Source organism: Corallococcus sp. AS-1-12 (genome assembly GCF_020036995.1).
In the GTDB taxonomy this organism is placed as follows: Bacteria; Myxococcota; Myxococcia; order Myxococcales; family Myxococcaceae; genus Corallococcus.
The window spans coordinates 50,496-77,058 of record NZ_JAIQDD010000023.1 but is presented as its reverse complement, the minus strand read 5'-3'; the positions used below and the strand labels follow the sequence as shown (position 1 = coordinate 77,058).

General features: G+C 71.4%; 30 protein-coding genes. 23 read left to right on the top strand and 7 right to left on the bottom strand.

Translation table 11 applies throughout. The features are described 5' to 3' along the window. Genes K8556_RS28560 through K8556_RS28550 form a run of 3 tightly spaced genes read right to left on the bottom strand, consistent with a single transcriptional unit; the run spans window position 1 to window position 2,540 of the window. Window positions 1-939: a proline dehydrogenase family protein gene (locus K8556_RS28560; protein WP_223743274.1), complete on the bottom strand. Its 939-nt coding sequence runs from the start codon at window positions 937-939 to the stop codon at window positions 1-3. Between the two features lie 37 nt (window positions 940-976). Then, the gene (locus tag K8556_RS28555) at window positions 977-1,858 is read right to left on the bottom strand and encodes an alpha/beta fold hydrolase (RefSeq protein WP_223743273.1); all 882 of its coding nucleotides are present in this window, start codon (window positions 1,856-1,858) and stop codon (window positions 977-979) included. After that, entirely contained in the window at window positions 1,851-2,540 is a 690-nt protein-coding gene (locus tag K8556_RS28550; protein WP_223743272.1) for a lysophospholipid acyltransferase family protein, read from the bottom strand. Before K8556_RS28550 ends, K8556_RS28555 begins: the two co-directional genes overlap by 8 nt. A gap of 207 nt (window positions 2,541-2,747) precedes the next feature. Between K8556_RS28550 and K8556_RS28545 the strand changes: the two genes are divergently transcribed. The 12 genes from K8556_RS28545 to K8556_RS28490 all read left to right on the top strand — a co-directional run bounded on the left by K8556_RS28545 (window position 2,748) and on the right by K8556_RS28490 (window position 12,472). Then, a complete protein-coding gene (locus K8556_RS28545; RefSeq protein ID WP_223743271.1) occupies window positions 2,748-3,245 on the top strand; it encodes a hemerythrin domain-containing protein in 498 nt (165 codons plus the stop codon). Window positions 3,246-3,425: 180 nt separating this feature from the next. After that, window positions 3,426-3,950 (top strand): cell wall protein, encoded by a 525-nt coding sequence (locus tag K8556_RS28540; protein WP_223743270.1) that lies wholly within the window; start codon window positions 3,426-3,428, stop codon window positions 3,948-3,950. A gap of 129 nt (window positions 3,951-4,079) precedes the next feature. Beyond that, window positions 4,080-4,943: a tryptophan 2,3-dioxygenase gene (locus K8556_RS28535; RefSeq protein ID WP_120622620.1), complete on the top strand. Its 864-nt coding sequence runs from the start codon at window positions 4,080-4,082 to the stop codon at window positions 4,941-4,943. A 125-nt stretch (window positions 4,944-5,068) separates the two neighbouring features. After that, complete coding sequence (locus tag K8556_RS28530; protein ID WP_158617790.1) at window positions 5,069-5,245, top strand: hypothetical protein; 177 nt, start codon at window positions 5,069-5,071, stop codon at window positions 5,243-5,245. A gap of 140 nt (window positions 5,246-5,385) precedes the next feature. After that, window positions 5,386-5,943: a Uma2 family endonuclease gene (locus K8556_RS28525; protein ID WP_223743269.1), complete on the top strand. Its 558-nt coding sequence runs from the start codon at window positions 5,386-5,388 to the stop codon at window positions 5,941-5,943. Window positions 5,944-5,956: 13 nt separating this feature from the next. Next, the gene (locus tag K8556_RS28520; protein ID WP_223743268.1) at window positions 5,957-7,084 is read left to right on the top strand and encodes a hypothetical protein; all 1,128 of its coding nucleotides are present in this window, start codon (window positions 5,957-5,959) and stop codon (window positions 7,082-7,084) included. 141 nt (window positions 7,085-7,225) lie between these two features. Next, window positions 7,226-8,686 (top strand): adenylate/guanylate cyclase domain-containing protein, encoded by a 1,461-nt coding sequence (locus tag K8556_RS28515; RefSeq protein WP_223743267.1) that lies wholly within the window; start codon window positions 7,226-7,228, stop codon window positions 8,684-8,686. Window positions 8,687-8,706: 20 nt separating this feature from the next. After that, window positions 8,707-9,126 carry a type II secretion system protein GspG gene (locus K8556_RS28510; protein WP_223743266.1) on the top strand — a complete coding sequence of 140 codons (420 nt, stop codon included), beginning with the start codon at window positions 8,707-8,709 and terminating at the stop codon, window positions 9,124-9,126. Between the two features lie 146 nt (window positions 9,127-9,272). Continuing rightward, the gene (locus K8556_RS28505; RefSeq protein ID WP_223743265.1) at window positions 9,273-10,634 is read left to right on the top strand and encodes a universal stress protein; all 1,362 of its coding nucleotides are present in this window, start codon (window positions 9,273-9,275) and stop codon (window positions 10,632-10,634) included. Between the two features lie 139 nt (window positions 10,635-10,773). Further along, window positions 10,774-11,355: a Fis family transcriptional regulator gene (locus K8556_RS28500; protein WP_223743264.1), complete on the top strand. Its 582-nt coding sequence runs from the start codon at window positions 10,774-10,776 to the stop codon at window positions 11,353-11,355. Between the two features lie 162 nt (window positions 11,356-11,517). After that, window positions 11,518-11,925 (top strand): hypothetical protein, encoded by a 408-nt coding sequence (locus K8556_RS28495; RefSeq protein WP_223743263.1) that lies wholly within the window; start codon window positions 11,518-11,520, stop codon window positions 11,923-11,925. A 130-nt stretch (window positions 11,926-12,055) separates the two neighbouring features. Further along, window positions 12,056-12,472: a hypothetical protein gene (locus K8556_RS28490; protein WP_223743262.1), complete on the top strand. Its 417-nt coding sequence runs from the start codon at window positions 12,056-12,058 to the stop codon at window positions 12,470-12,472. Between the two features lie 177 nt (window positions 12,473-12,649). On the opposite strand, the gene K8556_RS28485 is transcribed toward K8556_RS28490, so the two are convergent. After that, window positions 12,650-13,309, bottom strand: a complete 660-nt coding sequence (locus tag K8556_RS28485; protein WP_223743261.1) for an SCO family protein — start codon at window positions 13,307-13,309, stop codon at window positions 12,650-12,652. A 154-nt stretch (window positions 13,310-13,463) separates the two neighbouring features. Between K8556_RS28485 and K8556_RS28480 the strand changes: the two genes are divergently transcribed. From K8556_RS28480 to K8556_RS28470, 3 genes are read left to right on the top strand one after another with little or no spacing between them, the layout of a single operon-like run. Next, window positions 13,464-13,790 carry a hypothetical protein gene (locus K8556_RS28480; RefSeq protein ID WP_223743260.1) on the top strand — a complete coding sequence of 109 codons (327 nt, stop codon included), beginning with the start codon at window positions 13,464-13,466 and terminating at the stop codon, window positions 13,788-13,790. Next, window positions 13,790-14,626, top strand: a complete 837-nt coding sequence (locus K8556_RS28475) for a cytochrome c oxidase subunit II (protein ID WP_223743259.1) — start codon at window positions 13,790-13,792, stop codon at window positions 14,624-14,626. Before K8556_RS28480 ends, K8556_RS28475 begins: the two co-directional genes overlap by 1 nt. After that, the gene (locus K8556_RS28470; protein WP_223743258.1) at window positions 14,623-16,356 is read left to right on the top strand and encodes a cbb3-type cytochrome c oxidase subunit I; all 1,734 of its coding nucleotides are present in this window, start codon (window positions 14,623-14,625) and stop codon (window positions 16,354-16,356) included. The genes K8556_RS28475 and K8556_RS28470 overlap by 4 nt, the downstream gene beginning before the upstream one ends. Here the strand turns inward: K8556_RS28470 and K8556_RS28465 are convergent. Continuing rightward, complete coding sequence (locus K8556_RS28465; protein WP_223743257.1) at window positions 16,353-17,888, bottom strand: glycosyltransferase family 87 protein; 1,536 nt, start codon at window positions 17,886-17,888, stop codon at window positions 16,353-16,355. The two genes, K8556_RS28470 and K8556_RS28465, sit on opposite strands and share 4 nt — an antisense overlap. A 159-nt stretch (window positions 17,889-18,047) precedes the next feature. On the opposite strand from K8556_RS28465, the gene K8556_RS28460 reads away from it, so the two are divergent. The 4 genes from K8556_RS28460 to K8556_RS28445 all read left to right on the top strand — a co-directional run bounded on the left by K8556_RS28460 (window position 18,048) and on the right by K8556_RS28445 (window position 22,433). Further along, window positions 18,048-18,611: a cytochrome C oxidase subunit III gene (locus K8556_RS28460; RefSeq protein ID WP_223743256.1), complete on the top strand. Its 564-nt coding sequence runs from the start codon at window positions 18,048-18,050 to the stop codon at window positions 18,609-18,611. Continuing rightward, window positions 18,608-19,606 carry a c-type cytochrome gene (locus K8556_RS28455; protein WP_223743255.1) on the top strand — a complete coding sequence of 333 codons (999 nt, stop codon included), beginning with the start codon at window positions 18,608-18,610 and terminating at the stop codon, window positions 19,604-19,606. The genes K8556_RS28460 and K8556_RS28455 overlap by 4 nt, the downstream gene beginning before the upstream one ends. A gap of 104 nt (window positions 19,607-19,710) precedes the next feature. Beyond that, window positions 19,711-20,823, top strand: coding sequence for a LysM peptidoglycan-binding domain-containing protein (locus K8556_RS28450; protein WP_223743254.1), 1,113 nt, complete (start codon window positions 19,711-19,713; stop codon window positions 20,821-20,823). 221 nt (window positions 20,824-21,044) lie between these two features. Further along, complete coding sequence (locus K8556_RS28445) at window positions 21,045-22,433, top strand: hypothetical protein (protein WP_223743253.1); 1,389 nt, start codon at window positions 21,045-21,047, stop codon at window positions 22,431-22,433. Here K8556_RS28445 and K8556_RS28440 read toward each other — a convergent pair whose 3' ends face one another. Beyond that, window positions 22,434-22,697 (bottom strand): GNAT family N-acetyltransferase, encoded by a 264-nt coding sequence (locus K8556_RS28440; protein WP_223743252.1) that lies wholly within the window; start codon window positions 22,695-22,697, stop codon window positions 22,434-22,436. Between the two features lie 18 nt (window positions 22,698-22,715). Then, window positions 22,716-23,492 (bottom strand): hypothetical protein, encoded by a 777-nt coding sequence (locus tag K8556_RS28435; RefSeq protein WP_223743251.1) that lies wholly within the window; start codon window positions 23,490-23,492, stop codon window positions 22,716-22,718. Window positions 23,493-23,664: 172 nt separating this feature from the next. Between K8556_RS28435 and K8556_RS28430 the strand changes: the two genes are divergently transcribed. The 4 genes from K8556_RS28430 (at window position 23,665) to K8556_RS28415 (ending at window position 26,543) form a co-directional block, all read left to right on the top strand. Next, window positions 23,665-24,090: a nuclear transport factor 2 family protein gene (locus K8556_RS28430; RefSeq protein ID WP_223743250.1), complete on the top strand. Its 426-nt coding sequence runs from the start codon at window positions 23,665-23,667 to the stop codon at window positions 24,088-24,090. 186 nt (window positions 24,091-24,276) lie between these two features. After that, window positions 24,277-25,092, top strand: coding sequence for a hypothetical protein (locus tag K8556_RS28425; protein ID WP_223743249.1), 816 nt, complete (start codon window positions 24,277-24,279; stop codon window positions 25,090-25,092). Between the two features lie 78 nt (window positions 25,093-25,170). After that, complete coding sequence (locus tag K8556_RS28420) at window positions 25,171-25,743, top strand: YceI family protein (protein ID WP_223743248.1); 573 nt, start codon at window positions 25,171-25,173, stop codon at window positions 25,741-25,743. Next, window positions 25,740-26,543 carry a Rieske 2Fe-2S domain-containing protein gene (locus tag K8556_RS28415; protein WP_223743247.1) on the top strand — a complete coding sequence of 268 codons (804 nt, stop codon included), beginning with the start codon at window positions 25,740-25,742 and terminating at the stop codon, window positions 26,541-26,543. Before K8556_RS28420 ends, K8556_RS28415 begins: the two co-directional genes overlap by 4 nt. Window positions 26,544-26,563 lie beyond the last annotated feature (20 nt).

Here is a 26,563-nt window from a genome sequence, read left to right as displayed (position 1 = left end):
CTACCCCTTCAGCAGGTTGCGCATCACGAACCACAGGTTGGCCGGACGCTCCGCCAGCCGGCGCATGAAATAGGGATACCAGTGCTTCCCATACGGGACATAGACACGCACCGGATGGCCAGCCTTCACCAGTTGCTCCTGGAGGTCGCGCCGGATGCCATACAGCATCTGGAATTCGAAGGCGCCCCTGGGCAGATGCTGGCGCGCGGCGTATTCCAACGTGGCGTCGATCATCCGCTCATCATGCGTGGCGATACCGTGATACACGCCGCTGTCCAGCAGGATGCGCATGCAACGCACGAAGTTCGCGTCCACGTCCTTCTTGTCCGGGAAGGCCACGCCAGGGCCCTCCAGGTAGGCCCCCTTGCACAGCCGGACGCGGACGCGCTCGGCGCACAGGGCCTTCGCGTCCGCCTCCGTGCGCCGCAGGTAGCTCTGGAGCACCGCGCCCACGTGCCGCTCGCCGAACTCCGAGTGCAGGTCCCGCACGATGTCCAGGGTCGTCTGCGTGACGGCGCTCTCCTCCATGTCCACGCGCACGAAGGAGTCCCGCGCTGACGCGTCCGCCGCCACCGCCCGCGCGTTTTGCAGCGCCAGGTTCCGGTCGAACAACAGACCGCACTGCGTGAGCTTCAGCGACACATTGGCCCGCACGCCCACCTGGTCGATGCGCGCCAGCAGCCGCAGGTACTGCTTCACCTCGTCGCGCGTCTCCTGCGGGGAGCGCACCGCTTCGTTGAGGTGGTCGAAGCTGGCCATCAGCCCCTTCGCCGTGAGGGCCTTCACCGCGTCCACCGCCTCCTCCAGCGTCTCTCCCGCGATGAAGCGGGACGCGAGCTGGCGAAAGGGTTTGAGCCGCGTGGCCACGTCCTTCAGGTTGGACTGACGCGACAGGAACAGCAGCGCGGAGCGGGACAACTGATCCGAGGCAGTGGTCATCTGAGTGTGTTCCCCCGCCGCTAGAGATAACGCCTGCTCAGTCCGGGTGCCGCGACAGGAAGTCGGACACGCGTGCATTGAACGCTTCCGGGTGGCTCATGTACGGCAGGTGACTGGCCGTCTCCAGGAACTCCAGCTCGGCGCCCGGCACGTGCGCCGCCACGTCGCGCGCGGCCGCGGGCGGCACCAGCAGGTCCCTGCCGCCCTCGATGATGAGCGTGGGCACGCGCAGCTCCCGCAGCCGGTGCAGGAAGTCCGCGGCCAGGATGTCGCGCAGCCGCCGCATCAGCTCCACCGACGACATGCGCCGCGCCTCGCGGACGATCTCCGCCCGCCCCTCCGGCGGCAGCCACCGGCCCCCCAGGATGCGCGCCACCGTGGGCGCGAACACATACGCCAGCGGCCGGGGCGCCCGCACCAGCGTGGACAGCGTCAACGCCAGCCGCCGCACCTTGCGCACGCTGGCCACCGGTGACACCAGCACCAGCGCCTTCACCCGCTGGGGGTGCTCCAACGCATACGCGATGGACAGCAGGCTGCCGTAGGACGACCCCAGCAACGCGAAGCGCTCCGGCAGCCCGGCCTCCGGGTGGTTGAGCACCGACAGGTTCCACTGCAGCGGTGTATGTGTCGCGGGCGTCTTCAGCGGCGGTGTCCACAACAGCAGGTTCCACGCCTGGGCCAGCGGCTCCATGGGCGCGAAGGACCGGCCACTGGCGCCCAGCCCCGGAAGACAGACCACCGTGCGTGATACATCCCTGTTGCCCCCGGGAAAGGTGAACAGCCGCGCCGGCGTGCCCCGGACGACGCGCTCCTCGCAGTCCAGCCGCTCATAGCCGCGCTGGATGTCTTCCACGTCCGGCACCAGCGGCGGCGGGCGGGGCGGGGCGGGGACGGGAGTGGAGGCGGTATCAAGCATGGCAGGCCCTCAGCAGCAGGCGCCGGACGCTGGCGGCCACGCGGTCGCGGAAGGCTCGCACGCGCGACTCCGACGCACCCGACGGCGGCGGTTCATGGGGTTCACCCACGGCGAAGGTGAGCTGGACGGGCAGCGGCAGGGGGCCCAATCCCATCACCAACGGCATGCGGTATTTGTCCTCCGCGGCCAGGCGCACGCACCAGCGGTCCTCGTCCGGGGGCCAGAAGAAGGTATCATCCACCCCGAAGCCGGCGAAGGGCACCACCGGCACCCCGGCCTGCATGGCCAGCCGGACGAAGCCCAGCGCGCGTTCCCACCGCAGCCGGTAGCGGCCCTGACTGCGTTTGAAGGTCTCCCGCGCGCCGCCCGGATAACACACGACGAGCTGCCCCTCCTGGAGCGAGCGGAGCGCGTTCTCCCGCGTCCCCTCCACCCCGCCCAGCCAGGGCAGCACCGTGCGCACGAGGGGAATCTTGAAGAACCCCCGCTCCGCCAGCCCCAGCGGATAGCGCCCCGTGGCCTGGTGCAGCAGGTGGAAGAAGGCGGGGGTCTCGTATCCCCAGACACCGTGGTTGCCCACGAGCAGCAACGGCCCCTGTCCGGGCAGATGTTCAGCTCCCACCAGTCGGGCGCGGTGGTAGCGCGCGGACAGGGCGGCGCCGCCCTCCGCGAAACGGAACACGGCCTGCCGGACACTCGCGAGTGCGTTTTCCACGGTGGAGCCAAGATGCGGCCGCCCTCGCGCGCCGGCACCCTGGGACCAGGCGGCCGGGCAGGGGCTCCACCGCCGCCATCACCGGAAAAGGGCATGCACGCCAGCAGGCTGGCTTTCACGTCGGGGGAAGGGGTGCGGTTGTCTGCTTCCGGAGCCGTGCTGATGCTTGGGGGCATGGCCGGCCCGTTCGACATCCTCCTTCACCAACACCGCGAGCTGGAGGACCTGCTGGAGCGGCTGGCTTCAGAGGCGGACGCAGAGGAGCTGGCGCACGCCCAGGAGTCCCTGGCGCGCCTCCTGCGCCTGCACTCCCGCCTGGAGGAGCGCTGCGTCCAGCCGCTCGTGACGCGCGTGGAGGGCCGCGCCCGCGCCCGCGAGGAGGCCGAGGACCACCTCACCCTGCGTGAGCTGATGGAGGAGTTGCAGGAGCTGACACCTCGCGGCGTCGAGTGGCAGGCGCGCCTCTTCACGCTGGAGGATCAGGTCGTGGCGCATGTCCAGGCCATGGAACACGGGGTGCTCCCCCGCCTGTCCGCGTCCCTGGACGCGGATGAATTGGAGGAACTGGGACACGATCTGGCACTGACGTACGAGGAACTGCTGGATCGCTCGCAGCCCCCCCCCGCCTCCGGTCGTGGCGCGTTGTTGGAACCCCTGCATTGGGATGCGTGAGAAGCGGCTGAAAGCGTCTCCGCGCCCCATTTCCCGGGCCTTTCTCGCCTGCTGATACGCAGCCGCGTCACAACTTTTTATCGCTTCCTTCGACAATTGCCTTTCTGGAAGGTATTGGTAGTCCGGCGTGCCGGTTCACGCCAAGGCAATGCTCCCCCCTTAAACCGAGGATTGTTCGAAATGTCAGTTGACAAGGCGTTCCGCGAGATGATTCGCAACGAGATTGAAGTCCAGCTCAAGCCCCTGCGCGACGTGGTGTCTCGTCTGGAGTCGGGCACGGCGGACCTGGATGCGCTGCGCAACGTGGCCGAGCGGCTGGCGCCCCTGGCGCAGGTGGTGGGCCCCCTCTTCGGCGCGAACGCGCCCGCGGCTGGCAAGGCCGGTCGTCGCCCCGCGGGTCGTCCGGCGGGCCGGGCCGCGGTGAGCGCGCCGGTGGCTGCGGCGGGTGGCAAGCGCCGGGGCCGCAAGCCGGCGGCGGCGGAGGGCGGCGCCCGTGAGTGCGCCATCAAGGGCTGCGGCAAGCCCAGCCGCACCAAGGGCTACTGCGCGGCGCACTACCAGAAGCTGCGCATGCTGGAGAAGACCAACCGCCGTCCTTCCGAGTGGTCGGACTACGCCAACCCCAACAGCGTGGAGGACATCAAGCTGCCCCGTGGCCGCGCCGCCTCCAAGGCGCTCGCGGAAGCCGCTCAGAAGAACGCTTAAGCAGTATTTGTTGCCCCGGCCCGGGCAGAGGTGGACCGCGTCCTTCCGGCTGGAAGCACGTGGCAGGAGTGACCGCGCGGAGGATGTGCTTGCGCCGCGAGGGGGTTGGTGTGCATGAGTGCCCGGGCCATGAACAAACGCGACCTGGAGCCTGGAATCGTCACGGACCTCGCGGGCCGGACGACCTATGGCGATTACCTGCAGTTGGACCGCCTCTTGTCCGCGCAGGTGCCCCGTTCCCAGCCTCCCCATCACGACGAGCTGCTGTTCATCGTCCAGCACCAGACGAGCGAGCTGTGGATGAAGTTGCTCATCCACGAGCTGTCCGCCTGCATCCGCTACATCCAGGCGGACCGGCTGGAGCCGTCCTTCAAGATCTTCGCGCGCGTCGCGCACATCCAGCGGATGCTCTTCGAGCAGTGGAGCGTGCTGGAGACGCTCACCCCCAACGAGTACCTGGAGTTCCGCGACACGCTGGGTCACGCGTCAGGCTTCCAGAGCTTCCAGTACCGGGCGCTGGAGTTCCTGCTGGGCAACAAGGACGACGCGGCGCTGGGGCCCTTCAAGCACGTGCAGGGCGTGCACGCGGAGCTGGAGCGCCTGCTGGTGTCGCCCGGCATCTACGACGAGTTCCTGCGTCACCTGGCGCGCAAGGGCCACGACATCCCCAGAAGCCACGTGGAGCGCGACTGGCGTCAGCCGTATGAGAAGAGCCCCCAGGTGATGGAGGTGTTCCGCCGCATCTACGAGGACACCGAGAAGCACTGGGACGCGTATGAGATGTGCGAGAAGCTGGTGGACACGGAGGAGCGGTTCCAGCTCTGGCGCTACCGGCACATGATGACGGTGATGCGAATCATCGGCTTCAAGCAGGGCACGGGCGGCTCGTCGGGCGTGGGCTTCCTGCGCAAGGCGCTGGACCTGCGCTTCTTCCCGGAGCTGTGGGACGTGCGCACGGCGCTGGCGCCGCCCGCGAAGCCCCGGGGCGCCTGAGCCCCCGGGCCGCCCCGCTCGTGTCCCCGCATGCCCCGCGGACCGGCAGGGGCGGGGTGCCAGCCGGGGCGCGGGCTCCCTAGCTTGGGAGAGGTCAAACCCTCTCAACGCGCGAAGGAGCCACCATGGGTGAGCACGAAAGCCCCCGGAAGGAACCGCAGCTTCCGGAAGACGAACAGGACAACAAGCGTCAGGCGGGAGACCGCCCCATCCCCACGCCCGGCCACATTGGCAACCTGCCGGACCACGGCGAGGGCCCGGGTGGCATTGGCATCAAGCTGCCCGAGGGCGGCGGCGACTGAGTGAAACATCCGGAAATGTTTCGGCGGAAATGTTTCAGGCCCGGGGCCCTTCCAGGGCTCCTGGCCACCGGGGTACACGTGTCAGACGGGCATGAGAGTGTCCGGGCATGTCCCTACCTGCTAGGTTCTTCGTCCCAGAGATGACCCGAAAGCCCGCCACCTACGCCGACCTGGAAGCGCTCCCCTCGAACCAGGTGGGGGAGATCGTGAATGGCGAGCTGTACGCCAGCCCCCGGCCGGCATCGCGGCATGCCGTCGCGGCGTCGCATCTGGGAGGCGAGCTCTATGCTCCCTTCGACCGGGGCCGTGGCGGACCCGGAGGGTGGATCATCCTCACGGAGCCGGAGCTGCACCTGGGCCAGGACGTCCTGGTGCCGGACCTGGCGGGGTGGCGCCGGGAGCGGATGCCCAGGGTGCCCGATGTCGTGGGCTTCACCCTGGCGCCGGATTGGCTGTGCGAGGTGCTGTCCCCGTCCACGTCCCGGCTGGACCGCTTCCGGAAGCTGCCCGTCTACGCCCGGGAGGGGGTCAGGCACGTCTGGTTGGTGGACCCGCTCCAGTACACCCTGGAGGTCTTCCGTCTGGAGGGCTCCCACTACCTCCTGGTGGGGACCCATCAGGACGCGGAGACCGTCCATGCTGAACCCTTCGAGGCGCTTCCCCTGGAACTGAAGGTCCTGTGGGAGGACGTCGAGTAGGCTCTTCCGCACCATGTCCGCGCCCGCCGGAGTGACGCTGCTCTTCGAACAGGCCCACATCCTCTGCTACCGCACGTTCGACATCGCGGAGGAGATCGACCTGGAGCGCGCGCGCAAGGCGCTCTCGGAGGACTCGCGCCGCTTGAAGCTGTCGCGAGAGAACAGCCAGTACATCCAACTGCCCAACCCGCCCGTGGCCTATGAGCTGGGCCGCAGGCCGCTCGCGCTGCGCGGCGGCCCCGTCACCGTGGACGCCACCGCGCGCCTGTTCGACCACGGCGCCGCGTCCATCATCCTGAGGGTCCCCGTCGCGCCCGGCACCACCTGGGAGACGCTCACCCAGGTCGCGGACGAGCTCTATGACAGCCAGGCCCTGGAGGACCTGGCCCGGGAGCTGGTGGAGGGCGTGCGCCGCACCATCGCCGCCGCCGTGCAGGGGCCGCACCTCTGGGACCAGAGCGAGAGCTACACCGTCATCTTCGCCGAGCGCATCCAGGGCAACCCCTCCGCGGAGGAGCTGTTCCAGCGCGCGGACATCGCCCGGCTCCTCTTGGGAGAGAGCACCGCCGCGCCGCTCGCGCCGCGCGAGCGCGAGGCCGTCACCCAGGTGCGCTTCAGCTACACCGCCCACGACCTGGTCGTCGTGGACTGGAACAGCGCGTTCGTCTACGAGCCGTCCGGCTCGCGCGACATCCCGGACCTCCTGGAGATCGCCAACGCGCAGCTCCTGGAGTTCCGCTACTACGACGAGCGCCTGGACAAGCACATCGCGCGCATCCACGACGAGGTGCAGAAGAAGAAGCCCGGCTGGCTCACGCTGTTCCGCAGCCCGTACCGCAACCTCGCCCGGGAGACGCTGGGCACGCTCGTGGACCTCAACGAGTTCGTGGAGCGGGTGGAGAACAGCCTGAAGATCATCGGCGACTTCTACCTGGCCAAGGTCTACGAGGCCGCCGTGCGCCGCCTGCGCATCCCCGCGTGGCAGGCCTCCGTCACGCGCAAGCAGCAGTTGCTCGCGCAGACCTACGGCCTGCTCAAGGGCGAGGTGGACATCGACCGCTCGCACGTCCTGGAGGTGATGATCGTCGCGTTGATCATCCTGGAGATCGTCATGGCCTTCAGCCGCGTGTTCGAGCACTGACGGCGCTCCCCCGGGCCCGCCCGAAGGGACGACGGTCCCGTCGGGTGGGGGACTCCGGGGCGGGGGAAGGCGGGGTGAGGGGTTCGCGGCGGCCGGGGTTGCGCTACGCTCCGCGGACGGGCGTGTGACGGAGGCTTCCGCGTGAGTGCATCGAACCCCCTCTTCGGTGATTTGCTGCTCAAGCTGGGCGTCGTCACGCCGGGACAGGTGCAGGAGGCGCTCGCGCTCCAGGCCCTCACCGGACAGCGCGTGGGGGAGGCGCTCATCTCGTTGGGCTACGTGTCGCGCGAACAGATTCAGGACGCCTTGGGAGAAGCTCTGGGCCTGAACCAGGAGAAGGGGCCCTCGCAGCCGCCCCTGGGCGAGCTGCTGGTGGGGCTCAAGTACGTGACGCTCGCGCAGTTGGACGAAGCGCTGGCGCGGCAGCGGCGCGACGGGCGGCGGCTGGGGGAGATCCTCGTCGAGCTGGGCCACTGCACGTACAAGCAGATCTACGAGGCGCTGGGCGTGCAGAACCGCATCGTGGGCCGGCAGGACCTGCCGCGCCCCGCGACGGAGGGGCGCCGCCGCGTGGTGGTGGTGGACGACAGCCCCCTGGCGTGCGCGTTCGTGCAGGAGGGGCTGGTGGCCCTGGGCTACGAGGTCCTCTGCTTCCAGGACCCGTACGAGGCCCTGGAGGGCATGGGGCGGCTGCAGCCGGCCATCGTGCTGAGCGACCTGGAGATGCCGGGGCTGGACGGCGTGGAGCTGTGCCGGCGGCTGAAGGAGGGCCCGCGCAGCGCCATCCCCGTCATCATGCTCACCGCCAACGACCGCGAGGCGGAGCGCGTGCGCGGCCTGCGCGCGGGCGCGGACGACTACGTGAACAAGTCCGCGTCCATGGACGAGCTGGCGGCGCGCATCGAGAGCGTGGTGCGCCGCACGGACGAGACGGAGCGCATGCGCAAGCTGTTCGCGCGCTACACGTCCGACGCGGTGGTGGAGGAGATCCTCAAGAGCGCGGACGCGGCGGTGCTCGCCGGAGAGAAGCGCGAGGTGACGGTGCTGTTCGCGGACATCCGCAACTTCACCGGCCTGGCGGAGAGCCTGCCTCCGGAACAGGTGGTGGCGGTGCTCAACCAGGTGCTGGGCCGCCTGTCGGACGCGGTGCTCACCTGCGGCGGCACGCTGGACAAGTTCCTGGGGGACGGGCTGATGGCCGTCTTCGGCGCGCCGGTGGGCCGCCCGGACGACGCGCTCCGGGGCCTGCAGTGCGCGAAGATGATGATGGAGGCCGTGGCGGAGCTGCGCGCCGTGGCGGAGGCCGAGTGGGTGGCCCACGGCCGCGAGGGCCGGCCCCTGGTGCTGGAGCTGGGCGTGGGGCTGAACTCGGGGGTGGTGGTGTCCGGCAACATCGGCGGCGCGATGCGGGCCGAGTACACCTGCATCGGCGACGCGGTGAACGTGGCCGCGCGGCTGTGCGCGCTGGCCGGGCCGGGGGAGATCCTGGTGGGCGAGCGCACGCGCGAGCTGGTGGACGCGAACGAGACCGCCTTCGAGGACCTGCCGCCGGTGCGCCTGAAGGGCAAGCAGCAGCCGGTGCCGCTTTACCGCGCCCTCTGACGCGGTAGGGTGGGTGGGCCATGGCCGCCACCCCCGCCCCGTCCGCCCCCTCCGAGAGGTCCCGCCGCTCCCCGCTGCCCTGGGTGGCGGTGGTGTTCGCGGTGGCGCTCGTCGTGGCCCTGGTGCTCACCGCCTTCCGCCGCCGCGACCCCGAGCAGGCCCAGCACATCCACTCCGACTTCGCCCTCATCCTGGACGCGCTGGAGCGCTACCGCGCGGACCACGGGGGAAAGCTGCCGGAGGAGGGGGACCTGAACGCGCTGCTGGTGCCCCGCTACCTCCCCGCCGTGCCCCTGGACCCCTGGGGCCGGCCGTACCACTACGCCAGCAGCGACCAGGGCGTGTTCCTGTCCAGCTTCGGCCGCGAGAACCAGCGCGGCGGCGTGGGCGACAACCAGGACCACACCAACCACGACGGGCACCAGCAGCTCCTGCGCTAGGGAGGGCCCCGCCGCCGGGCCGCCCCACCCCGCCAGGCAGGCAGGCCGGCATGCGCGGGCGGCGCGTCACCGGCGTCCGGCGTGCGCATCCTTCGTGGCGAGGGGGGGCTCCAGCGGGCATCGCCTCCTCCGAGGGGGGCCCCGCCATGGCCATCATCTGCGCAACCAACCTGTCCGCCGACGCCGCGCACGCGGCCACCCTCGCGGCGACGATCGCCGGCCGCCTGGGAGAGCCCCTGCTGCTCCTGGGGGTGGATGACGACGTCGTCCCTGACGCGCAGGCCCCGGACGCCCTGTCCACGGAGGAAGGGGGGCTGGCCGAGGAGGCCGCGCGGCTGAGGGCGTTCGTGGGCACCGTGGAGCCGCGCATGCAGCGGGGCGCCTCCGTGGAGACGCTGCTGGGGGAGGAGGAGTGCAGGAGCGCCCGGCTGGTGGTGGTGGCCGCGGAGGGCTGGCGCACGTCCCCCTGGCGCAAGACGTCCCTGGCGGAGCGCCTGGCCCGCCACGGCTGCGCCCCGGTGCTGGCGGTGCGCCGGGACACGGCGCTCCTGGACTGGGCCCGGGGCCGGCGCAGGCTGCTGGTGATGGTGGGGGTGGACCCCCGCTCCGCCACGTCCGACGCGGCCATCACCTTCCTGCGGGAGCTGCGGCGCGTGGGCGGGTGCGACGTGCTGGCCACGTACGTGTGCTCGCCGCTGGAGGAGCGCGAGCGGCTGGGCATCCACACCCCCGTGCACGTGGAGCGGCTGGACGCGCGCGAGCGCACCATGGAGGGGCTGGAGCCGCTGGTGGAGCGCGTGCTCCAGCGCGAGGTGCGCGAGCGCCTGGGCGACCTGGAGGGCGAGGGCCGCGTGGAGGTGGTGCTGGAGCCCGGCTATGGCCGCCCGGCGGACCATCTGCTGCACGTGGCCCACGCGCGCAGCGTGGAGCTGACGGTGGTGGGCATGCACCTGCGCGGCGGCGTGCTGCGGCTGTGGCACGGCTCCGTGTCGGAAGGGGTGCTGCGCCACGCGGAGCGCTCCGTGGCGTGCATCCCGCCCGGAGCGCGCGAGCCGCGCCGGCTGCCGCCGCCCCGGAGCGCGCTGGTGCCGGTGGACTTCACGCAGGCCTCCGGACAGGCCATCGCGCAGGCGTGCTCGCTGGTGGGGCCGGGCGGCCGCGTGCACCTGCTGCACGTGCACCGGCTCCGGGGCCGCGAGCGGGGCCCCCGGGACTTCCACGGCGTGCTCCCGGAGCCCGACAGCGAGCGGGACCGGGTGCTGAAGCGGCTCTGGGCGCAGGTGCCCGGGGACACGGTCGCGCGGGCGGTGCACTGGAGCGTGGAGGGCGTCAGCGGAGAGGACGTCGCCGTCGCCATCTGCCAGGCCACGGAGCGCGAGGGCGTGGACCTGGTCTGCGTGGGCACGTCCCCCCACCGCGAGGTGGCGCCGGACGTGCTGGAGGAGACGGTGGCGCGCGAGCTGGTGGTGCGCTGCCGCCGGCCCGTGATGGTGGTGCCCTCCGTTTGACCCGGGAACGGGCGTCCAGTGCGGGGCTCCTCGCGGCGCGGGTCCCTGCTTTTTTCCCGCGCGTAATGGATTGAACAGGCGACCCAGGAGGGCGTTAGACTTTGGGAGGACCCGCTTTCCCAGAAGGGTAGGGCATCCCGTGGCTCTTCGCGGTTATCGAGAAGAGGACCTCGTCTCCAACCGTGCGTCGCTGCTCATCCACGGAGGCACCGAGGACGAGCGCAGGGCCTGGGCGGAGGAAGCCGCCCGCAACTTCGGCGTCCCGCTCACGGAGGTGCGCCAGGCGCCGGAGCTGGCCGGAGCGCTCCGTCAGCCCAACGGCGTGGTGTTCATCCCGGACGTGGGCAAGCTGCCGCTGGACGCCCAGGGCCTCATCCTGCGCTGCCTCCAGATGCAGGAGGAGCGGCCCAAGGTGGTGGTGGGCGTGTCCGGCACCGCGATGGCCGCCCTCACCCGGGGCACGCTGCGCGAGGACCTGCACTACCGGCTCCACCAGGCGCAGGTGGACCTGCAGACGGAGGGCCTGCGGGACGCGCTCAAGCGCCGCTGGGCGCAGCAGGCGGAGGCGCTGGCCGCGCGCGCCGCGGCGCTAAAGGCCGCCGAGGAGAAGGAGCGCGCCGCCGCCGCGGCCCGCCGCCCCGGCTCCGTCACCCGCATCCTGCCCAAGCGCAAGCCCGCGGCCCCCGTGCGCAAGGGCACGCCCCGCAACGCGGTCCGCTGAAACCCGGGCGCCCCAGAGGGGGCGGGCGCGTTCCGGGGTGGGGAATGGGTACTACTGGAAAGATGGGCTAGAGTTGTTCCCAGCCGTCTTTCCTCTCCTCACCGGAGCGAAATCGCAATGTCCCAGCAAGCCCCTGGCAAGAAGCGTGGTCTGTCCCGTCCCGTGGAAGTCGTCCGCGCGGAGCTCCTCAAGGATCCCGAGACGAAGCGCATCGCGGATGCCGTGGGCATGAAGCTGGAGGACTACGTCGAGCTGGTGCTCGAGTACGCGCAGGACAAGGACAAGGAGCCCATGCTCAACGTCGTGTCCGACGAGGAGCTGAAGGCGAACGGCTTCCCCGTGCACACGGTGGAGGAGGTCGGTGAGTTCCTGGTCGCGGGCGCCAAGGGTGAGCTGCCCGGCCAGGGCAACCCCTTCGCCAAGTCCGAGTTCGAGGCCGGCAAGAGCGCCGGCGCGGGCAAGCCGAGCCTGAACCCCGCGGCCGAGACCCCCAAGGCGCCCCAGGACGAGGCCAAGCGCCAGGAGCTGATGGACCAGCTCAAGAAGGGCGGCGGCGGAACCCGCGGCTGAGGCCGCCCGGAATCTGCGTGAAATTGATCGGAAATTCGGAGGAAACATTTTCCTCCCCCTTCCGAGAATCCTTTTGCAGCTTCACTCCGGCTCACACTCTCCAAACCAAATTTAAGCAGGGGGTTTCACCATGGGCGGCATCGGCAAGGTTGTCAGCAGCGTCGCGAAGACGGTCTCCAACATCGCGGGCGGCGTCGCGAACATCGCGGGCAAGGCGCTGAACTTCGTTCAGAACCCCATGGGCGCCATCGCGGGCGGCCTGAAGGGCATCGCGGGCGGCCTCCTGGACAAGCTCCCGTTCGGCCTGGGCAAGCTGGCCAAGCCGTTCGTGGACAAGTTCATCGACTCCGGCGCGTCCCTGCTCGCCAAGGGCCCCCTGGCCGGTCTGTCCCAGCTCACCAAGTTCGCCCCCACCGTGAAGTCCATCGCGGACATCGCGACCACCGTGAAGCAGGGCGCGGACCAGGTCGGCGCGCTGGCCTCCCAGCCCGCGCAGCAGAACGTGCAGAACCTGTTCGCCCACGCGCAGGCTGCGCTCATCAACTGAGCTCCCCGCTGAAGCTGGCGTGACTCAGGCACGAGGGCCGGTACTCACCGTCAGGTGGGGGCCGGCCCTTCGGCTTTGCGGGCTTCGCGCCGGGCTCCGGCCCGGGCCTGGAGGCGGGTTGGATATGACCTGGTGTGCCGCACCCAGGGTGTGGGCGCGATCAGGGCGCGGCGGGGCTCAGCCCTCTTCGCGGGTGACGCGGAGGGCGTCGGCCTCCAGCTTCTGGGTCGCCTCGGGGTCCGCGCTGTCGTAGTAGCCGCGGATCTCCCCCGTGCCGTCCACCAGCACGAAGTGGGTGCCGTGGAAGATGGAGAGCAGGTCGTCCTCGGGGGCGCCGGCCTCGCGGCCCATGCTGATCTTGAAGCCCTGGACGATGGTGTCCTTGAGGGTGGCGTAGTCGCCGGTGAGGAAGTTCCAGCGGGTGAAGTCCGCTTTGTACTTCCGCCCGTACTCGGCCAGCCGCTCCGGGGTGTCGTAGGCGGGATCCACGGAGAAGGACACCAGTTGGAGGTCCGTCCCCAGCTCCGCGGTGTGCTCCTGCACGCGCGCCATCTTCTGCGTGAAGACGGGGCAGACGGTGGGGCAGCGGGTGAAGATGAAGTTGGCGATGAACGGGTGGCCGCGGAGCTGCTTCAGTCCGAAGGGCTGCCCGTCCTGCCGCGTGAAGGTGAAGTCCGGCAGCGCGCCCAGGCGGGGCGGCGGCTGGGCGCGGCCCTTCACCAGGTCGTGGACCGCCACCCCCATGAAGCCGAGCGACGCCACGGCGATGCCCGCCCAGACCCAGGAGCGGCGGACGGGACGGGAGCGGGGGGCGGCGGACGGAGATTCGACGGACATGCGTCGGCACGTACGGCATCGGCGGGGGACGCACAAGCGCCGGGCCCGCCGGGGGTAGGGGCTGGCCGCATGCGAGGCATGAGGGAGAGTGGCCGCTTCGCGGAGGGCGGGGTGCTGCTTGAGGGGACGTTGGGTGCGTGCTAGCCCGGAGGCCATGTCCCAGGCCCTCTTCCAGCCCCCGGGTGGACGCGCTTCGCCGGGCGGGTGGGGAGGCTTCCGGTCGCTGGCGGGGAGGCTTTCCCGTCGCTCCGGGCCGTGGCTCGGGCTCGCCGGGGGGCTGGTGCCGGCGGCGGCGCTGGCGTGCCCCTCGTGCACGGCCCGGGCGCCGGAGTCCCCGGGTGGGGCGGGCGAGCTGCTGCTGGCGCTGATGCTGGTGCCCTTCGCGCTGGTGGGCGTGGGGCTCTGGGCGGCCTGGCGGGCGGGGCGAGCGGCGCCGGGAGCAGAGCGGGCTTCGGCCCCCGTGGAACAGGAGCATCCGTGATGGCGGAGTCCCCTGCGTTGTCCCCGTCGTCCGTGAGCGACGTCGCGCCGCCGGATGCGCAGGCGCCCCTGGCGGTGCCGCCCGCGCGTGGCGCCTGGAGCCTGGCGCCCCCGGAGAACGCGAGCGCGACGGGCGACCGCATCGACGCGCTGCTGGCCACGAGCCACGGCTTCGACCTGGCGCTGGCGGCGGTGATGCTCGGGTGGTTGTTGCTGGCGGTGGCGCGCTTCCGGGGCGCGCGGAAGGTGGCGCCGGACGGGGGCACGCGGCGCTCGCGGGCGTGGGTGCTGGGGCTGGCCGTGTGCGCGTTCGGCGTGGTGGACGGGACGCTGTTCCTGGGCTCGCAGGGCTACCTGGACGACGTGCTCTGGAACTTCCGCGTCCCCATGGAGGACCCGCGCACGGTGCGCATCCAGCTCAACGCGCACCAGTGGTCGTGGGAGGCGCGGTACGCGGGCGCGGACGGGGCGTTCGGCACGAAGGACGACGTGGTGACGTGGAACGACCTGCGCGTGCCGGCGGGCGTGCCCGTCTGGGTGCAACTGGTCTCCACGGACGTGGTGCACGGGTTCACGCTGCCGGCCTTCCGCGTGAAGCTGGACGCCATCCCGGGCCGGGTGAACCAGACGTGGTTCCAGGCCGCTCGTGAGGGCGCGTGGGAGGTGGCCTGCTACCAGCACTGCGGCACCAGCCACTACCGGATGCGCGGCATGCTGACGGCGCTGTCCCCGGAGGCGTACGCGGCGTGGCTGCGCGAGGCGAGCCTCAAGGCGGTGCAGGCCTACGACCCGGATGACACGGCGGCCCACTGGGGCTGGGTGTGGAGGACGCCATGAAGGCGGGGGCGCTCGTGAAGTCGCTCTGGACGACGGACCCCCAGCGCGTGGCGCGGCAGTACCTGTGGGGCGGGTTCCTGTTCCTGCTGATAGGCGGCCTTCTGGCCATGCTCATCCGCTTCCAGTGGGCGTGGCCCGGGCAGCCGGTGCCGGGGCTCGCGTGGGTGCTGCCCGAGTCGAAGGGCGCGCTCACGCCGCCCACGTACACGGCCGTGTTCACGATGCACGGCCTGTTGATGATCTTCTTCGCGGTGACGCCGCTGCTCTTCGGCGCGCTGGGGCACTTCGTGCTGCCGCTGGCGATTGGCTCGAAGCAGATGGCGTTCCCCCGGCTGTCGCCGTTCGGCTTCTGGGCCTACGCGGTGGGCGGCGCGCTGATGCTGGTGTCGTTCGTGGTGCGGCTGGGGCCGGCGAGCGCGGGGTGGACGTCCTATCCGCCGCTGGCGACGCCCGCGTTCACGCCGGGGCTGGGGCAGACGCTGGTGACGGTGGCGGTGCTGTTCGTGGGCGCGTCCGCGTTCCTGTACGGGCTCAACTTCGTCGTCACGGTGGTGCGCTGCCGCGCGCCGGGGATGACGTGGGGCCGGATGCCGCTGGTGGTGTGGGGGCTGTTCTACGGCGCGGTGCTCAACGTGCTGTTCGTGCCGGTGCTGGCGGCGGCCACGGTGCTGCTGCTGTTGGACCGGGTGGCGGGCACGCAGTTCTTCATCGCGGGCGCGGCGGCGGTGGGCGGGGGCGGTGACCCGGTGGTGTACCAGCACCTGTTCTGGCTGTTCGGCCACCCGGAGGTCTACATCCTCATCCTGCCCGCGTGGGGCATGGTGGGGGACTTCGTCGCGTTCTTCAGCCGCAAGCCCGCGCACGGCTACCGGCTGACGGCGGGGGCCATGGGCGTGGTGACGGCGCTGAGCGGCGCGGTGTACGCGCACCACCTGTTCACCAGCGGGATGGCGCCGGTGCTGGGGCGCACGTTCATGGTGCTGACGCTGCTGATCTCCCTGCCCGCGGAGGTGATGTTCCTCAACTGGCTGATGACGCTGTGGCGGGGCAGCGTTCGGCTCACGTCGCCGATGCTCGCGGCGCTGGCGACGATGGTCGTCTTCGGCCTGGGCGGCATCACGGGGCTGGCGCTGGGCGCGGTGGCGACGGACGTGCCGCTGCACGGGACGATGTGGGTGGTGGGCCACTTCCACCTGACGATGGGCGCGGCCAGCTTCCTCGCGGTGTTCGCGGGGCTCTACTTCTGGTTCCCCCGCATGTACGGGCGCGCGTTGGACGAGCGGCTGGCGAAGGTGCACGTGCTGCTGAGCGCGGTGCTGTTCATCGCCGTCTTCGGCGGCCAGTTGGTGGCGGGCTACGCGGGGCAGTTGCGGCGGCTCTATGACCCGTACCAGTACACGTTCCTCGAGCACCTGCTCCCGTTGAACCGGTGGACCAGTTGGGCCGCGTTCGCGCTGGGCGCGGCGCAGTTGGTGTTCGTGGTGAACCTGGTGCGGACGCTCGGGTGGGGCCGCGCCGCGGAGCCGAACCCGTGGCGGGTGGGCACGCTGGAGTGGACGGACGCGGCGCCCGGCGCGCTGGTGCTGCGCGGGCCGCATGCGCTGTCGCAACCGGAAGTGCAGGAGCAACTGGGTCGCGATTGGATTGGCCAGGCGGAGCCGCTGTCCCCGGGCGTGCCCGTGGCGGAGCCGGTGGCGCCGCCGGTGCCCGGGGTGGAGGGCGCCGTCTAGCGGTGCTCCCAGAGGTCCACGCCGCCGGCGTCGCCCTGGGGGAATCGGCGGACGAAGCGCTGCTTGAACCAGGGGCGGCTCTGCGGCGTGAGCTGCCACTCGCCGCGCCAGCCGAGGACGACGAAGCGGCAGGAGCCCAGCATGATGCGCAGGGCCTGCTGGGCCTCATCGGCGGAGAGGGCCTCGTCGGTGGTCTCGAAGCGGTCGCCGGTGCTCATGGCGTCCTGGAGCATGGTGGCGTAGCCGTCCACGATGGGCGTGGCGCCCGTGGGGAGCCGGCCCGCCGCGAGCGCCCAGCCGGGCTCGAAGGAGTAGAGGCACGCATCGGGAGGCACGTCCGCGCGGATGTGCTTCGCGAGCGCCACCACGTCCGGGGCCTGAAGCCGGGCGCTCTGGTGGACGTGCCTCGCGCCGGGGAGGAACGCGGCGGCGAAGAGGAGCGCGGCCGCGGCGCGTGAGGCCGCGCGGCCCCAGCGGGTGCTGAAGGCGTGGAGCACGGAGGCGCCCAGGCCCGCGAGCACGGCCTCCGACGCGGCGAGGTGCGCGTTGTACTGGTTCCAGTAGGTCCGCGACGCGAGGAACAGGGCCACGCTGAGGACGAACGCGCAGGCGAAGAAGCGCGCGGCGGGGCGGTGCTCGGGCGCGGCACGGAAGGCGCGCACGCACGCGGTGCCCAGGCCCACGAGGGCGAGGAGGACCTCGCCCCACCGGCGCTCGTGGAAGATGTCGCGCAGGCGCAGCCAGCGGTCCAGCTCGCCGTCCGGCGGGCGCGTGGCCTGGAAGGTGATGACGTCGCGGAGGAACTCGGAAGGGGCGAGCGCGGCCAGCGGGCCCACGACGGCGACGAAGGTGGCGGACGCGACGAGCACGGGCAGGAGGGCGTGACGCCAGGACTCCCTCCCCGGGCGCGAGAGCAGCGCGGCGACGAGCCACAGTCCGCCCGGGAGCTTCACGGAGAGGGCGAGGCCCAGGAGCACGCCCGCGCCGATGCGGCGGGCTCGGGAGGGCGGGCCGGAGGCGAGCCAGAGGTTCGCGAAGCCCAGGCACAGGACGTTGAGCAGCGGTTCCAGGAAGGTGCCGCGCTCCACGAGGGCGGCCTCCGGATACGCGGCATAGGCGAGCGCGGCCACGCAGCCCGCGACAGGCCCCCAGGCGCGCCAGGCGACCCGGCCGGCGAGGAACACGCACAGGGCGCCCACGGCGGCGGCGAGGTAGCGGGTGATGCCGTAGGCGGTGGCCGCGTCGAGCCCCAGCGTGAGCGCTGCGCCGGGGGCCCAGAGCAGGAGGCCGCCGGGCGGGTGGACGAAGATGAAGTCGCGGTAGGGCAGGTCCCCGCGCAGCAGGAGCGACGCGGCGGAGAAGTAGACGCCCTCGTCGTAGTCCATGGGGTAGCCCATGGCGCCGGAGCGATGGAAGAACGCCATCGCGCGCAGCACCCAGGCGCCCAGCGCCACGATGATCAACGGCCAGAGGTCCAGGCTCCGCGCGGCGCGAGGAGGGACGGGCGGGGACGGAGTGGGCGCGGGTTCCATCGGAGTCAGCGCGGCAGGCTACTACCGGCGGGCCCAGGGCGGCATCACGGGTGTGATGCGCGGAGGTGATTCGGTCGATGGGCGCCGCTCCGAGGGACGGGGGGCCGCCCGGCTTCCTGGTGCTTCGCGCCGGGCCCAGGCATGCGAGAGTCCGGCCCCGTGAGCACGAACGAACGGGCCTCGCCGTCCCCTCATCATGACGAAGGGAACCTCTGGTTCGGGGCCGTCATCGCGCACGGCGCGGCGGCGATGCTCTTCTGCGCCATGGCCTTCACCGCGGGCTTCTACCGGCTGCGCGGCTTCTGGCCTCCCGCGTCCGCGCGCCCGGGAGTCCTCGTCCCCGCGCTGGCCGGGGGGCTCCTCGTCATCGGGGCCGTGTTGCTGCACGTCGCGCTCCGGCGGCCCCGGCCGGACCGGCTCACATTGGCGGGCGTGCTGGGCGCCGGGGCGGGGTTCCTGGCGACGCAGGCGGCCTGGCTGCACGTGCTGTTCTGGTACCGGGACCTGCGCATCCCCGACAGCGGCGTCTTCGCCTCCGCGCTGTATGGACTGTCGGCGGTGCACGCCGCGCACCTGGCGGTCGTGCTCCTGGGGCTGCTGCGCGCGGGGCTCCGCGTCCTGCGCGGACAGGACGCGAGCGCTCCGGTGCGGCGCGCCCTGCCCGGCTGGTGGTGTTCGACGATGATGTACGGCGTCCTCTTCGCGGTGGTGTACCTCCCATGAAGCCCACTCCCTGCTCCTCGCTCCGCCTGTTCGCCGTGCTCGCGTTGGGGGCGCTCGCTCCCGCGTGCCGCAAGGAGGCGCCCACCTTCGAGCCCCTGAAGCTCGCGGACGGCACCGTCATCCCCGCCGCGACGCTGGCGCGCGGATACGACGTCTACACGCACTACTGCGCGTCCTGTCACGGCGAGAAGGGCGACGGTCAGGGCCCGGCGGGCTCCGGGATGCGGCCGCCGCCGCGCAACTTCCACCAGGGCCTCTACAAGTTCGGCGGCGTGGCGGCGGGCGAGCTGCCCACCGACGACGCGCTGAAGCGCACGCTGCGGCGTGGCCTGCACGGCACGCCCATGTTCGCGTGGGACGTGCCCCCGGCGGACGTGGACGCCGTGGTGCAGTACCTGAAGACGTTCAGCCCGCGCTGGACGCAGGAGTCCCCCGGCGCGGCCATCGCCGTGTCGGACGACCCGTGGAAGGGCCGCGAAGCCGAGGCCGTGGAGCGCGGCCGCACCGTCTACCACGTGGCCGGCAAGGGCAACGCGGGCTGCGCCAGTTGCCACGTCGCGTACCTGCCCCGCGCGGAGCTCGCCGCGCTCACGGAGAGCGTCACCGGCCGCAAGGTGAACCTGGCGAACGCGGATCCGTACACGGCGCTGCAGCGGGATTCGGACTACTCGCTCACCGTGGACGCGAAGGGGGAAGCCACGCAGATGGCCAAGGTGCTGCCGCCGGACTTCCTCTTCCACCGCCTGCGCACGGTGTGGCCGCAGGGCACGCGCGTGGAGGGCCAGCCGTACACCGCGCAGGCCCAGCGCGAGGACCTCTATCGCGTGATGGCCGCGGGCGTCGGCGGCGCGGCCATGCCGTCATGGAAGGGCGCCATCCCGGAGGAGAACCTCTGGGCGCTCACGTACTACGTGCAGAGCCTCGTCGTGATGCACGACACCCGCGCCGCCCGCGACCTCCAGCAACGGTTGCGTGACTCGAAGGTGCAGGAATAACGGATAGATGCAGCAACCTGAAAAGTAGGTCTTCCTGGGAAACTAATTCCCAGGCGTCGCGAAAATCCGGGCACTGATTACCTCTTTTCCCCGGAGTTTCATCCGTGACGACCTATTCCGTTCGCAGCGGCGACACGTTGAGCGGCCTCGCGCAGCGCTTCAACACGTCGGTGTCTTCGCTCCAGAAGACGAACCACATCGCGAACGCGAACCTCATCCGCGTGGGGCAGCGGCTGACGGTCCCGGACGGGTTCCAGGCGGCGCCGTCGAAGGCGGGCAGCTACACGGTGCGCAGCGGGGACACGCTGAGTGGCATCGCGGGGCGGCACGGCACGACGGTGGGGGCGCTGGCGAAGGCGAACCACATCGCGAATCCGAACAAGATCTACGTGGGCCAGCGGCTGACGATTCCGGGCGCGGGTGGGGGCGCGGCGCCGGTGACGTCGAAGCCGCCGCCGTCCGGGGGCGCTTCGTACACGGTGCGCAGCGGGGACACGCTGAGCGGCATCGCGGGGCGGTACGGCACGACGGTGGGGGCGTTGCAGCAGGCGAACCACATCGCGAACCCGAACAAGATCTACGTCGGGCAGAAGCTGACGATTCCGGGCCGCACGGGCGGGACGGGCGGGGCGTCGAAGCCGCCTCCGTCGACGGGGGGCGTGGGTGGGACGCCGGGCACGTCGGGAGGGAAGGGCGGGGTGACGGTGGCGCAGTTGCGGCGGATCATGCCGAACCTGTCGCAGGCGAAGGCGGAGCAGTACCTGCCGCACCTGAACAAGGCGATGGCGGAGGCGAACATCAACACACCCCGGCGCAAGGAGATGTTCCTGGCCCAACTGGCGCATGAGAGCGGCGAGCTGCGCTACATGGAGGAGATCGCCTCCGGCGCCGCGTACGAGGGCCGCAAGGACCTGGGCAACACGCAGCCGGGCGACGGCAAGCGCTACAAGGGCCGAGGCCCCATCCAGTTGACGGGCCGCGCGAACTACCGCGCGGCGGGCAAGGCGTTGGGAATCGACCTGGAAGGGCACCCGGAGCGCGCGAAGGATCCGGACGTCGCGTTCCGCATCGCGGGTTGGTACTGGGGCTCGCGCAACCTGAACAGCTACGCGGACGCGGGCAACTTCCGCGAGGTCACCCGCCGCATCAACGGCGGCTACAACGGCCTCGCGAGCCGCGAGATGTACTACCGCCGCGCGCAGGACGTGCTGGGCTGAGCCCGTCTGGCGCGTGGGACCCGGGTCCCACGCCCGGGCGCCTGGACGCGAAGAGGTGCCTGTGATTCCGGGCACCTGACCGTGGCGCACCGGCTGCACAGGGCGCGGGCTCCTCCTTCCTCGGAGCGAGCCTGATGTCCCGAATCGATGCGCCCGGTAGCAGCCCCCTGTCCCCTGAGCCCCCGCTTCCTGAACCTGATGCACCCGCGCCGGAGCTCCGCGTGGGCACGACCGCGTCCCGCAGGACCTCCGTCAGTGAGAGCAGCGCGTCCTCGCCCTCGCGCAACGAGCTGCGGCCGTATGACGGTCCCTCCGTCACTCCCACCGCGCCCCGTCCCTCCACGCTGGCGGACGGCCCCGCCGTGTCCGCGCGCGAGCTCGCGGCCATGGGGGGGCGGCTGCGTCCTCCCTCCGCTCCCGTGCCGGAGGACGTCTATGCCTCGGTCCGCTCGCACCTGACGCGCAGCCTGTCGAACCCCTTCCTCACCGGCGGCGACGTGCAGGCCACGCACGATGCGCTCGGCTCCGTGCCTCGCGAGGCGTACCGCGCCACGCTGGAGCGCATGGACCGTGACGGGCTGCTCGCCGCCTATGTGTCCCGGATGGATGCTCCGGCTCGCCAGGCCTTCCTCGAACAGGCCGCGTCCAACGGCGTCGTCTCGCGGCGCCCGGGCGGCGTGGAGGGACCGCTCGGCATGCCCGGACACCCGGAGACCTTCGTCAATGATCCGAAGCTGCCCGCCGCCCTTCGCGACGCGGTGAACGCCCACGCCACCGACACCGGCCGCGCCACCGTCGTCGCCTACGACGCCTACCTGCAACGCTATGGCGACGCCGTGGCCCGGGCCGGCAGCCTCCAGGCCCTTCGCGCGCTCGGGCCTCCCCGGTCGCTGGACCTGCGTGAGACGTCGCTCGGCCTCTCCTGGTCCGACCCCCAGCGCGAACGCTACGAGTCCGAGTGGAAGGCCGGCCTGGGACGCCCTCGACACTCGCTCGTCCAGGCCTACGGGACCGTCACCGCCCGCGCGCAGGTCCTCTCCGGCGAACGCCCCGCCGGGGCCTTCGTCTCCGCCGAAGCGAGCGCGTCCCTCGAGATGCTCCACTTCAAGCGCACGGCCCACGTCTCCGCGCGCGGCACCACCGACGTCCAGACGCAGGCGGGCGTCGCCTCCAAGGCCGGACCCCTGGGCCTGGAGGTGATGATGGACGCGCACGGCAAGACGGAGGCCCAACTCCAACTGGAGCTGGGCATCGCCAGCGTGAGCCGCGACTCGGAGGGCAAGGTGGAGCTGTCCCTGGGCGCCGGCCCTCACGCCCGCGCCCACGCGTCCCTCAACCCTCGCACCGCGGAGTTCGGCGGCGGCGTCTCCTTCGAAGCCTCCCACCAGGAAAGCCAGGGCCACGCGGGCCTCAAGCTGAGCTACGGCCTGCGCGGGCTCACCCCGGAGCGCGCCTCCCAGGCCGTCCGCGGTGACGTCCCCGGCCTCTTCAGCCGCCCCAGCGACCTGGACCCCGGCGTCGCCTGGGAGGCCCTGCCCGCGGAGCGCCGGGCCCTCTATGAACGGCAGGGCTGGACGCGCGAGGAGTGGTCCCAGGACGCGCGGCGCTGACTACCGCACGTTCGCCAGCAACAGCTTCTCCACCACCACCACGTCGTGCCACACGCCATCGAGCGGGGCGTGCTTCTCATGCACGCCCACCTCCCGGAACCCCAGCCGCTTCAGCAGCGCGCGGCTGCGCACGTTGGTGGCGAAGACCCGCGACGTCAGCTTGTGGAAGCCCGCGCCCTCCGCCTCCGAAGGTGGAGGCGCGCTCAGCGAGGGCCGCGTTGTAGATGGCCGCGATGGAGGCGCGGTCCTCCCGTGTGTCGGCACGAAGGGTGGGCGGTGGGCTCACGGAGGGGGAGGGCCCTTCACCGGCGCTTCCTCCGCCTCGGCCTCCGGGCGCAGGGAGATGGCGGTCCACAGCGCCAGGTGCCAGGGGACGAAGAGCAGGGCCACGCCATAGGAGAACACGGCCATCGGGAGCGCGACGATGATCCACAGCACCGCCGCCACCCACAGCGCCACCGAACCGATGGACTGCAGGTCCCGCGACCGGGAGTGGTGGCCCACCAGGGAGAGCAGCGTGAAGAGCCAGAGGACCGCGCCCGTGCCGAACGACACCTCGGCCGCCGCCGGTATCCGCAAGTAGCTGAGGAAGAACCACACCACCCCCAGGCCCGCTGACTGGTACAGCGCGCTCCCCAGCGCCAGGACGGCGTTGCCCACGCTCAGCCCTGGCTCCCTGCCGTCCGCGCCCTTCGTCTCCAGCAGCTCGGGCGGCAGCTCCAGCGCGTACGGGTAGCCCATGGCGAGCAGGGCCTCCTTCGCCGCGTGCCGCACCTTCATCCCGCCCGACCCCGTGGAGTCCCCCACCGGGTTGCTCCGGTCCAGGAGCCCCAGCAGCAGGTCCGCCCGCTCCCTCGGCGGTTCGTCCGGCGCGGCCGGCCGGCCCAGGCCCACGATGAGCGCGTCGATGTCCGCGCGCACTACCCCCGGCGAGCGCACCTCCTCCAGCAGGAACGCCAGCGGCGGGGATGACTCCGCCGCGATGGGCGCGGCGACGTCGCCGGGCGCCTCGTCGACGGAAGCGAGCGGCGGCGCGGAACGGAGGGCTTGCTGGGACATGGGTGCTCCTGGAGGGCAGTCATCCTCCGGCGGAGGCCCGGGAGCAAGGGGGTGGTACCTCCGTCCGGGGGCCAAGGGAGCGGCCTCCGGTGACAGGCCACCCGCCCCTCGCGTGCGCACCCTTTCCGGGCACACCCCTGACTTCCTCTTTCGCGACGAGCGAGGACACCCGATGCCGATGGAACGAGCGCAGCGGTTCGTGGACGCACTGTTGAAACTGGAGGAGCACGGCGACCTCGAGCCGCTGGTCGCCCTCTTCACCGAGGACGCGCAGGTGAGCAACGTCGCGTCACCCAACGTCTTCTCCGGCATCGACGGCGCCCGCCGCTTCTGGACCGAGTACAAGGGCACCCTGGGGCAGGTGAAGTCCACCTTCCGCAACATGATTGAGTCCGGTGACCGCGTGGCCCTCGAATGGGAGACTCAGGGCACCGCGCGCAACGGGGCCGCCATCGCCTACGAGGGCGTCTCCATCATCGAGTGGGACGGCGACCGCGTCCGTCGCTTCTTCGCCTACTTCGACCCGCATGCCCTGGGCCAGGAGCTCGCGCACGGCACCGCGGCCCGGTCGCAGGTGCCCTCGACGACACCGGCCTGACCCCCGAGCGCGACTTCCGGCGCTCCCTGGGGTTCTTATGGTTCCGCCCCTCCAGGGACCCGCCGACGGCGCAAGGTTCACCCGGACCCGGTGTGCACTGCCGTGCACCCGGACCGGGAGCCGGGGTAGCCTGGGAAGGCCTGGCCCGCCCTTCTTTGACGGGCCGCGTTGTCCCCCAGGAACCCCATGATGACTCGCGTCATTTCCCCTCTCCTGGCTGTCCTGCTCCTGGCGGCCTCCCCCGCTGGCGCGGCCTTCGCGCCGGACGCCCCCGTGCTCGTCGCCGCGGCCAAGCGCAAGCCCGTGAAGCGCAAGCCGGCGCGTCCCGTGTCGGGCACGGTGCAGGAGACCGCCCCCGCGGCGTCCCCCGCCGCCGCGCCGCCCATGACACCGGACGTCACGCCGCCCGTGTCCGCCACGCCGGAGCCCGGCTCGACGGGCGCCGCCGCGCCGCAGGACACCGGCAGCGGTACGCCGTCCCCGGAGGAGCCCAGCCTGGACTTCGACCTGCTCACGCCGGAGGCGGAGGCGTCCAAGGGCCTGTTGGATCCAGACCTCCAGAAGGACCTGGAGAAGCGCCGCACCATGCTCAAGCTGCACCAGGGGCTGGGCCTGGCCATGGCGGGCGGCCTCACCGCGGCCACGGTGCTGGGGCAGCTCCAGTTCAACGAGTCGTTCCGGGGCGGCGGGGACAACCGCACGCTGCTCGCCTGGCACCGGGGCGTCATCATCGGCACGTCGGTGCTGTTCGCCACGGTGGGGACGCTGGGCCTGCTGGCGCCGGATCCGGTGGAGCGCCCGTTCCAGTGGGACACGGTGACGTTCCACAAGATCTTCATGAGCCTGGCCACCGCCGGGATGATCACCCAGGCCATCCTGGGCATCCTGGCCACCCACAGCTACGGCGAAATCACGGAGCCGAAGTACGCAACCGCGCACCAGGTGGTGGGCTATGCCACGTTGGGTTGCGTCGCCGCGGGCATCGTCACGCTCACCTTCTGACCCTCATCCCCCTGTCGTGAATGTCTCCGCGCGCCGGCCGTTGTGCGGAGGCAAGCCGTATCCCCTCTGGAGGCCGCTGTGATTGCTCGACGACTCGTTCTGTCCGCTGCCCTGCTGCTCGCGCTGCCCGCCGCCGCGCAGAACGCGAAGATGTACTCGGTGAAGAAGGACGCCAGCTCCCTCACCTACAAGCTCATCCACAAGATGCACACCGTGTCCGGCAAGGCGCCCCCCAGCGAGGGCAAGGCCGTGCTGAAGCCGGACGGCACCCTCCAGGTGGCCGTGCGCGCGCAGGTGAAGGACTTCGACTCGCAGAACTCCAACCGCGACACGCACATGCTGGAGGTGACGGAGGCCTCCAAGTTCCCGCTGGTGGAGGTGAAGGCCGTGGGCACGGGCGTGAAGCCGCCCGCCACCTTCCCTGGCAGCGTGCCGGTGACCCTCAAGGGCAAGCTCACCTTCCACGGCGTGACGAAGGACGTGGAGATCCCCATGACGGTGAGGTTCGACTCCGAGAAGCAGGTGACGGCGGACGGCTCCTTCAAGATCAGCCTGGAGGGCTACAACATCGAACGGCCCACGCTGCTGCTCGTGAAGGTGGAAGACGAGCTGGTGCTGGAGCCGCACCTCGTCTTCACGGAGGGCACGTGAGCTCGTCGCGTCGGGACTTCTTCAAGAAGCTGCTGGGCACGGGCGTGGTGGTCGCGGGCCTGCCGCCCGCGTGCGCGCCCAACATCGACCCCGCGCCGGTGCTGGACGTGCCCATGCCCGGTGACGACGGCATCGTGGCGCTGGTGGTGCAGCGCTACCCGGACCTGTCCCGCGAGGGCGGCGCGGTGACGCTGCGCTTTCCGGGCGGCTCCGGGCAGGAGAACCTGCTGGTGGTGCACCCCACGGCGAACACCTACGCGGTGCTGTCCGCGACGTGCACGCACGTGGGCTGCCCCATGGGGTTCGACGGGACGGAGGCCGTGTGCCCCTGCCACCTGTCGAAGTTCTCACTCGACGGCAAGGTGACGCAGGAGCCCGCCACGGTGCCGCTCAAGACGTACGTGTGCACGTACAACGCGGGCACGCAGGTGCTGAGCATCAACATCAAGGCCGGTGACGACTCCTTCCCCGCAGTGGAGAGCGGCAAGGTGACGCTGACCTTCGCCCAGTTCCCGGACCTCCAGAACGCGGGCGGCATGGTGAGCGGCAAGCCCAGCGGCTACGGCAAGCGCATCTTCGTCTTCAAGCTGGACGACGGCTCCTACTCGGCGGTGGACGCGGACTGCCCGCATCAGCACTGCGAGGTGGGCTTCGAGGCGAGCATCGACGAGCTGCTCTGCCCCTGCCACGCGTCCACGTTCACCAAGACGGGCGTCGTCACGAAGGGCCCCGCCACCAGCGACCTGAAGAAGTTCACGGTCACCCCGGACGCGTCCGCCGTGGTCGTCACCATCGCCTGAGTCCCGGAGGCCTGGACGGG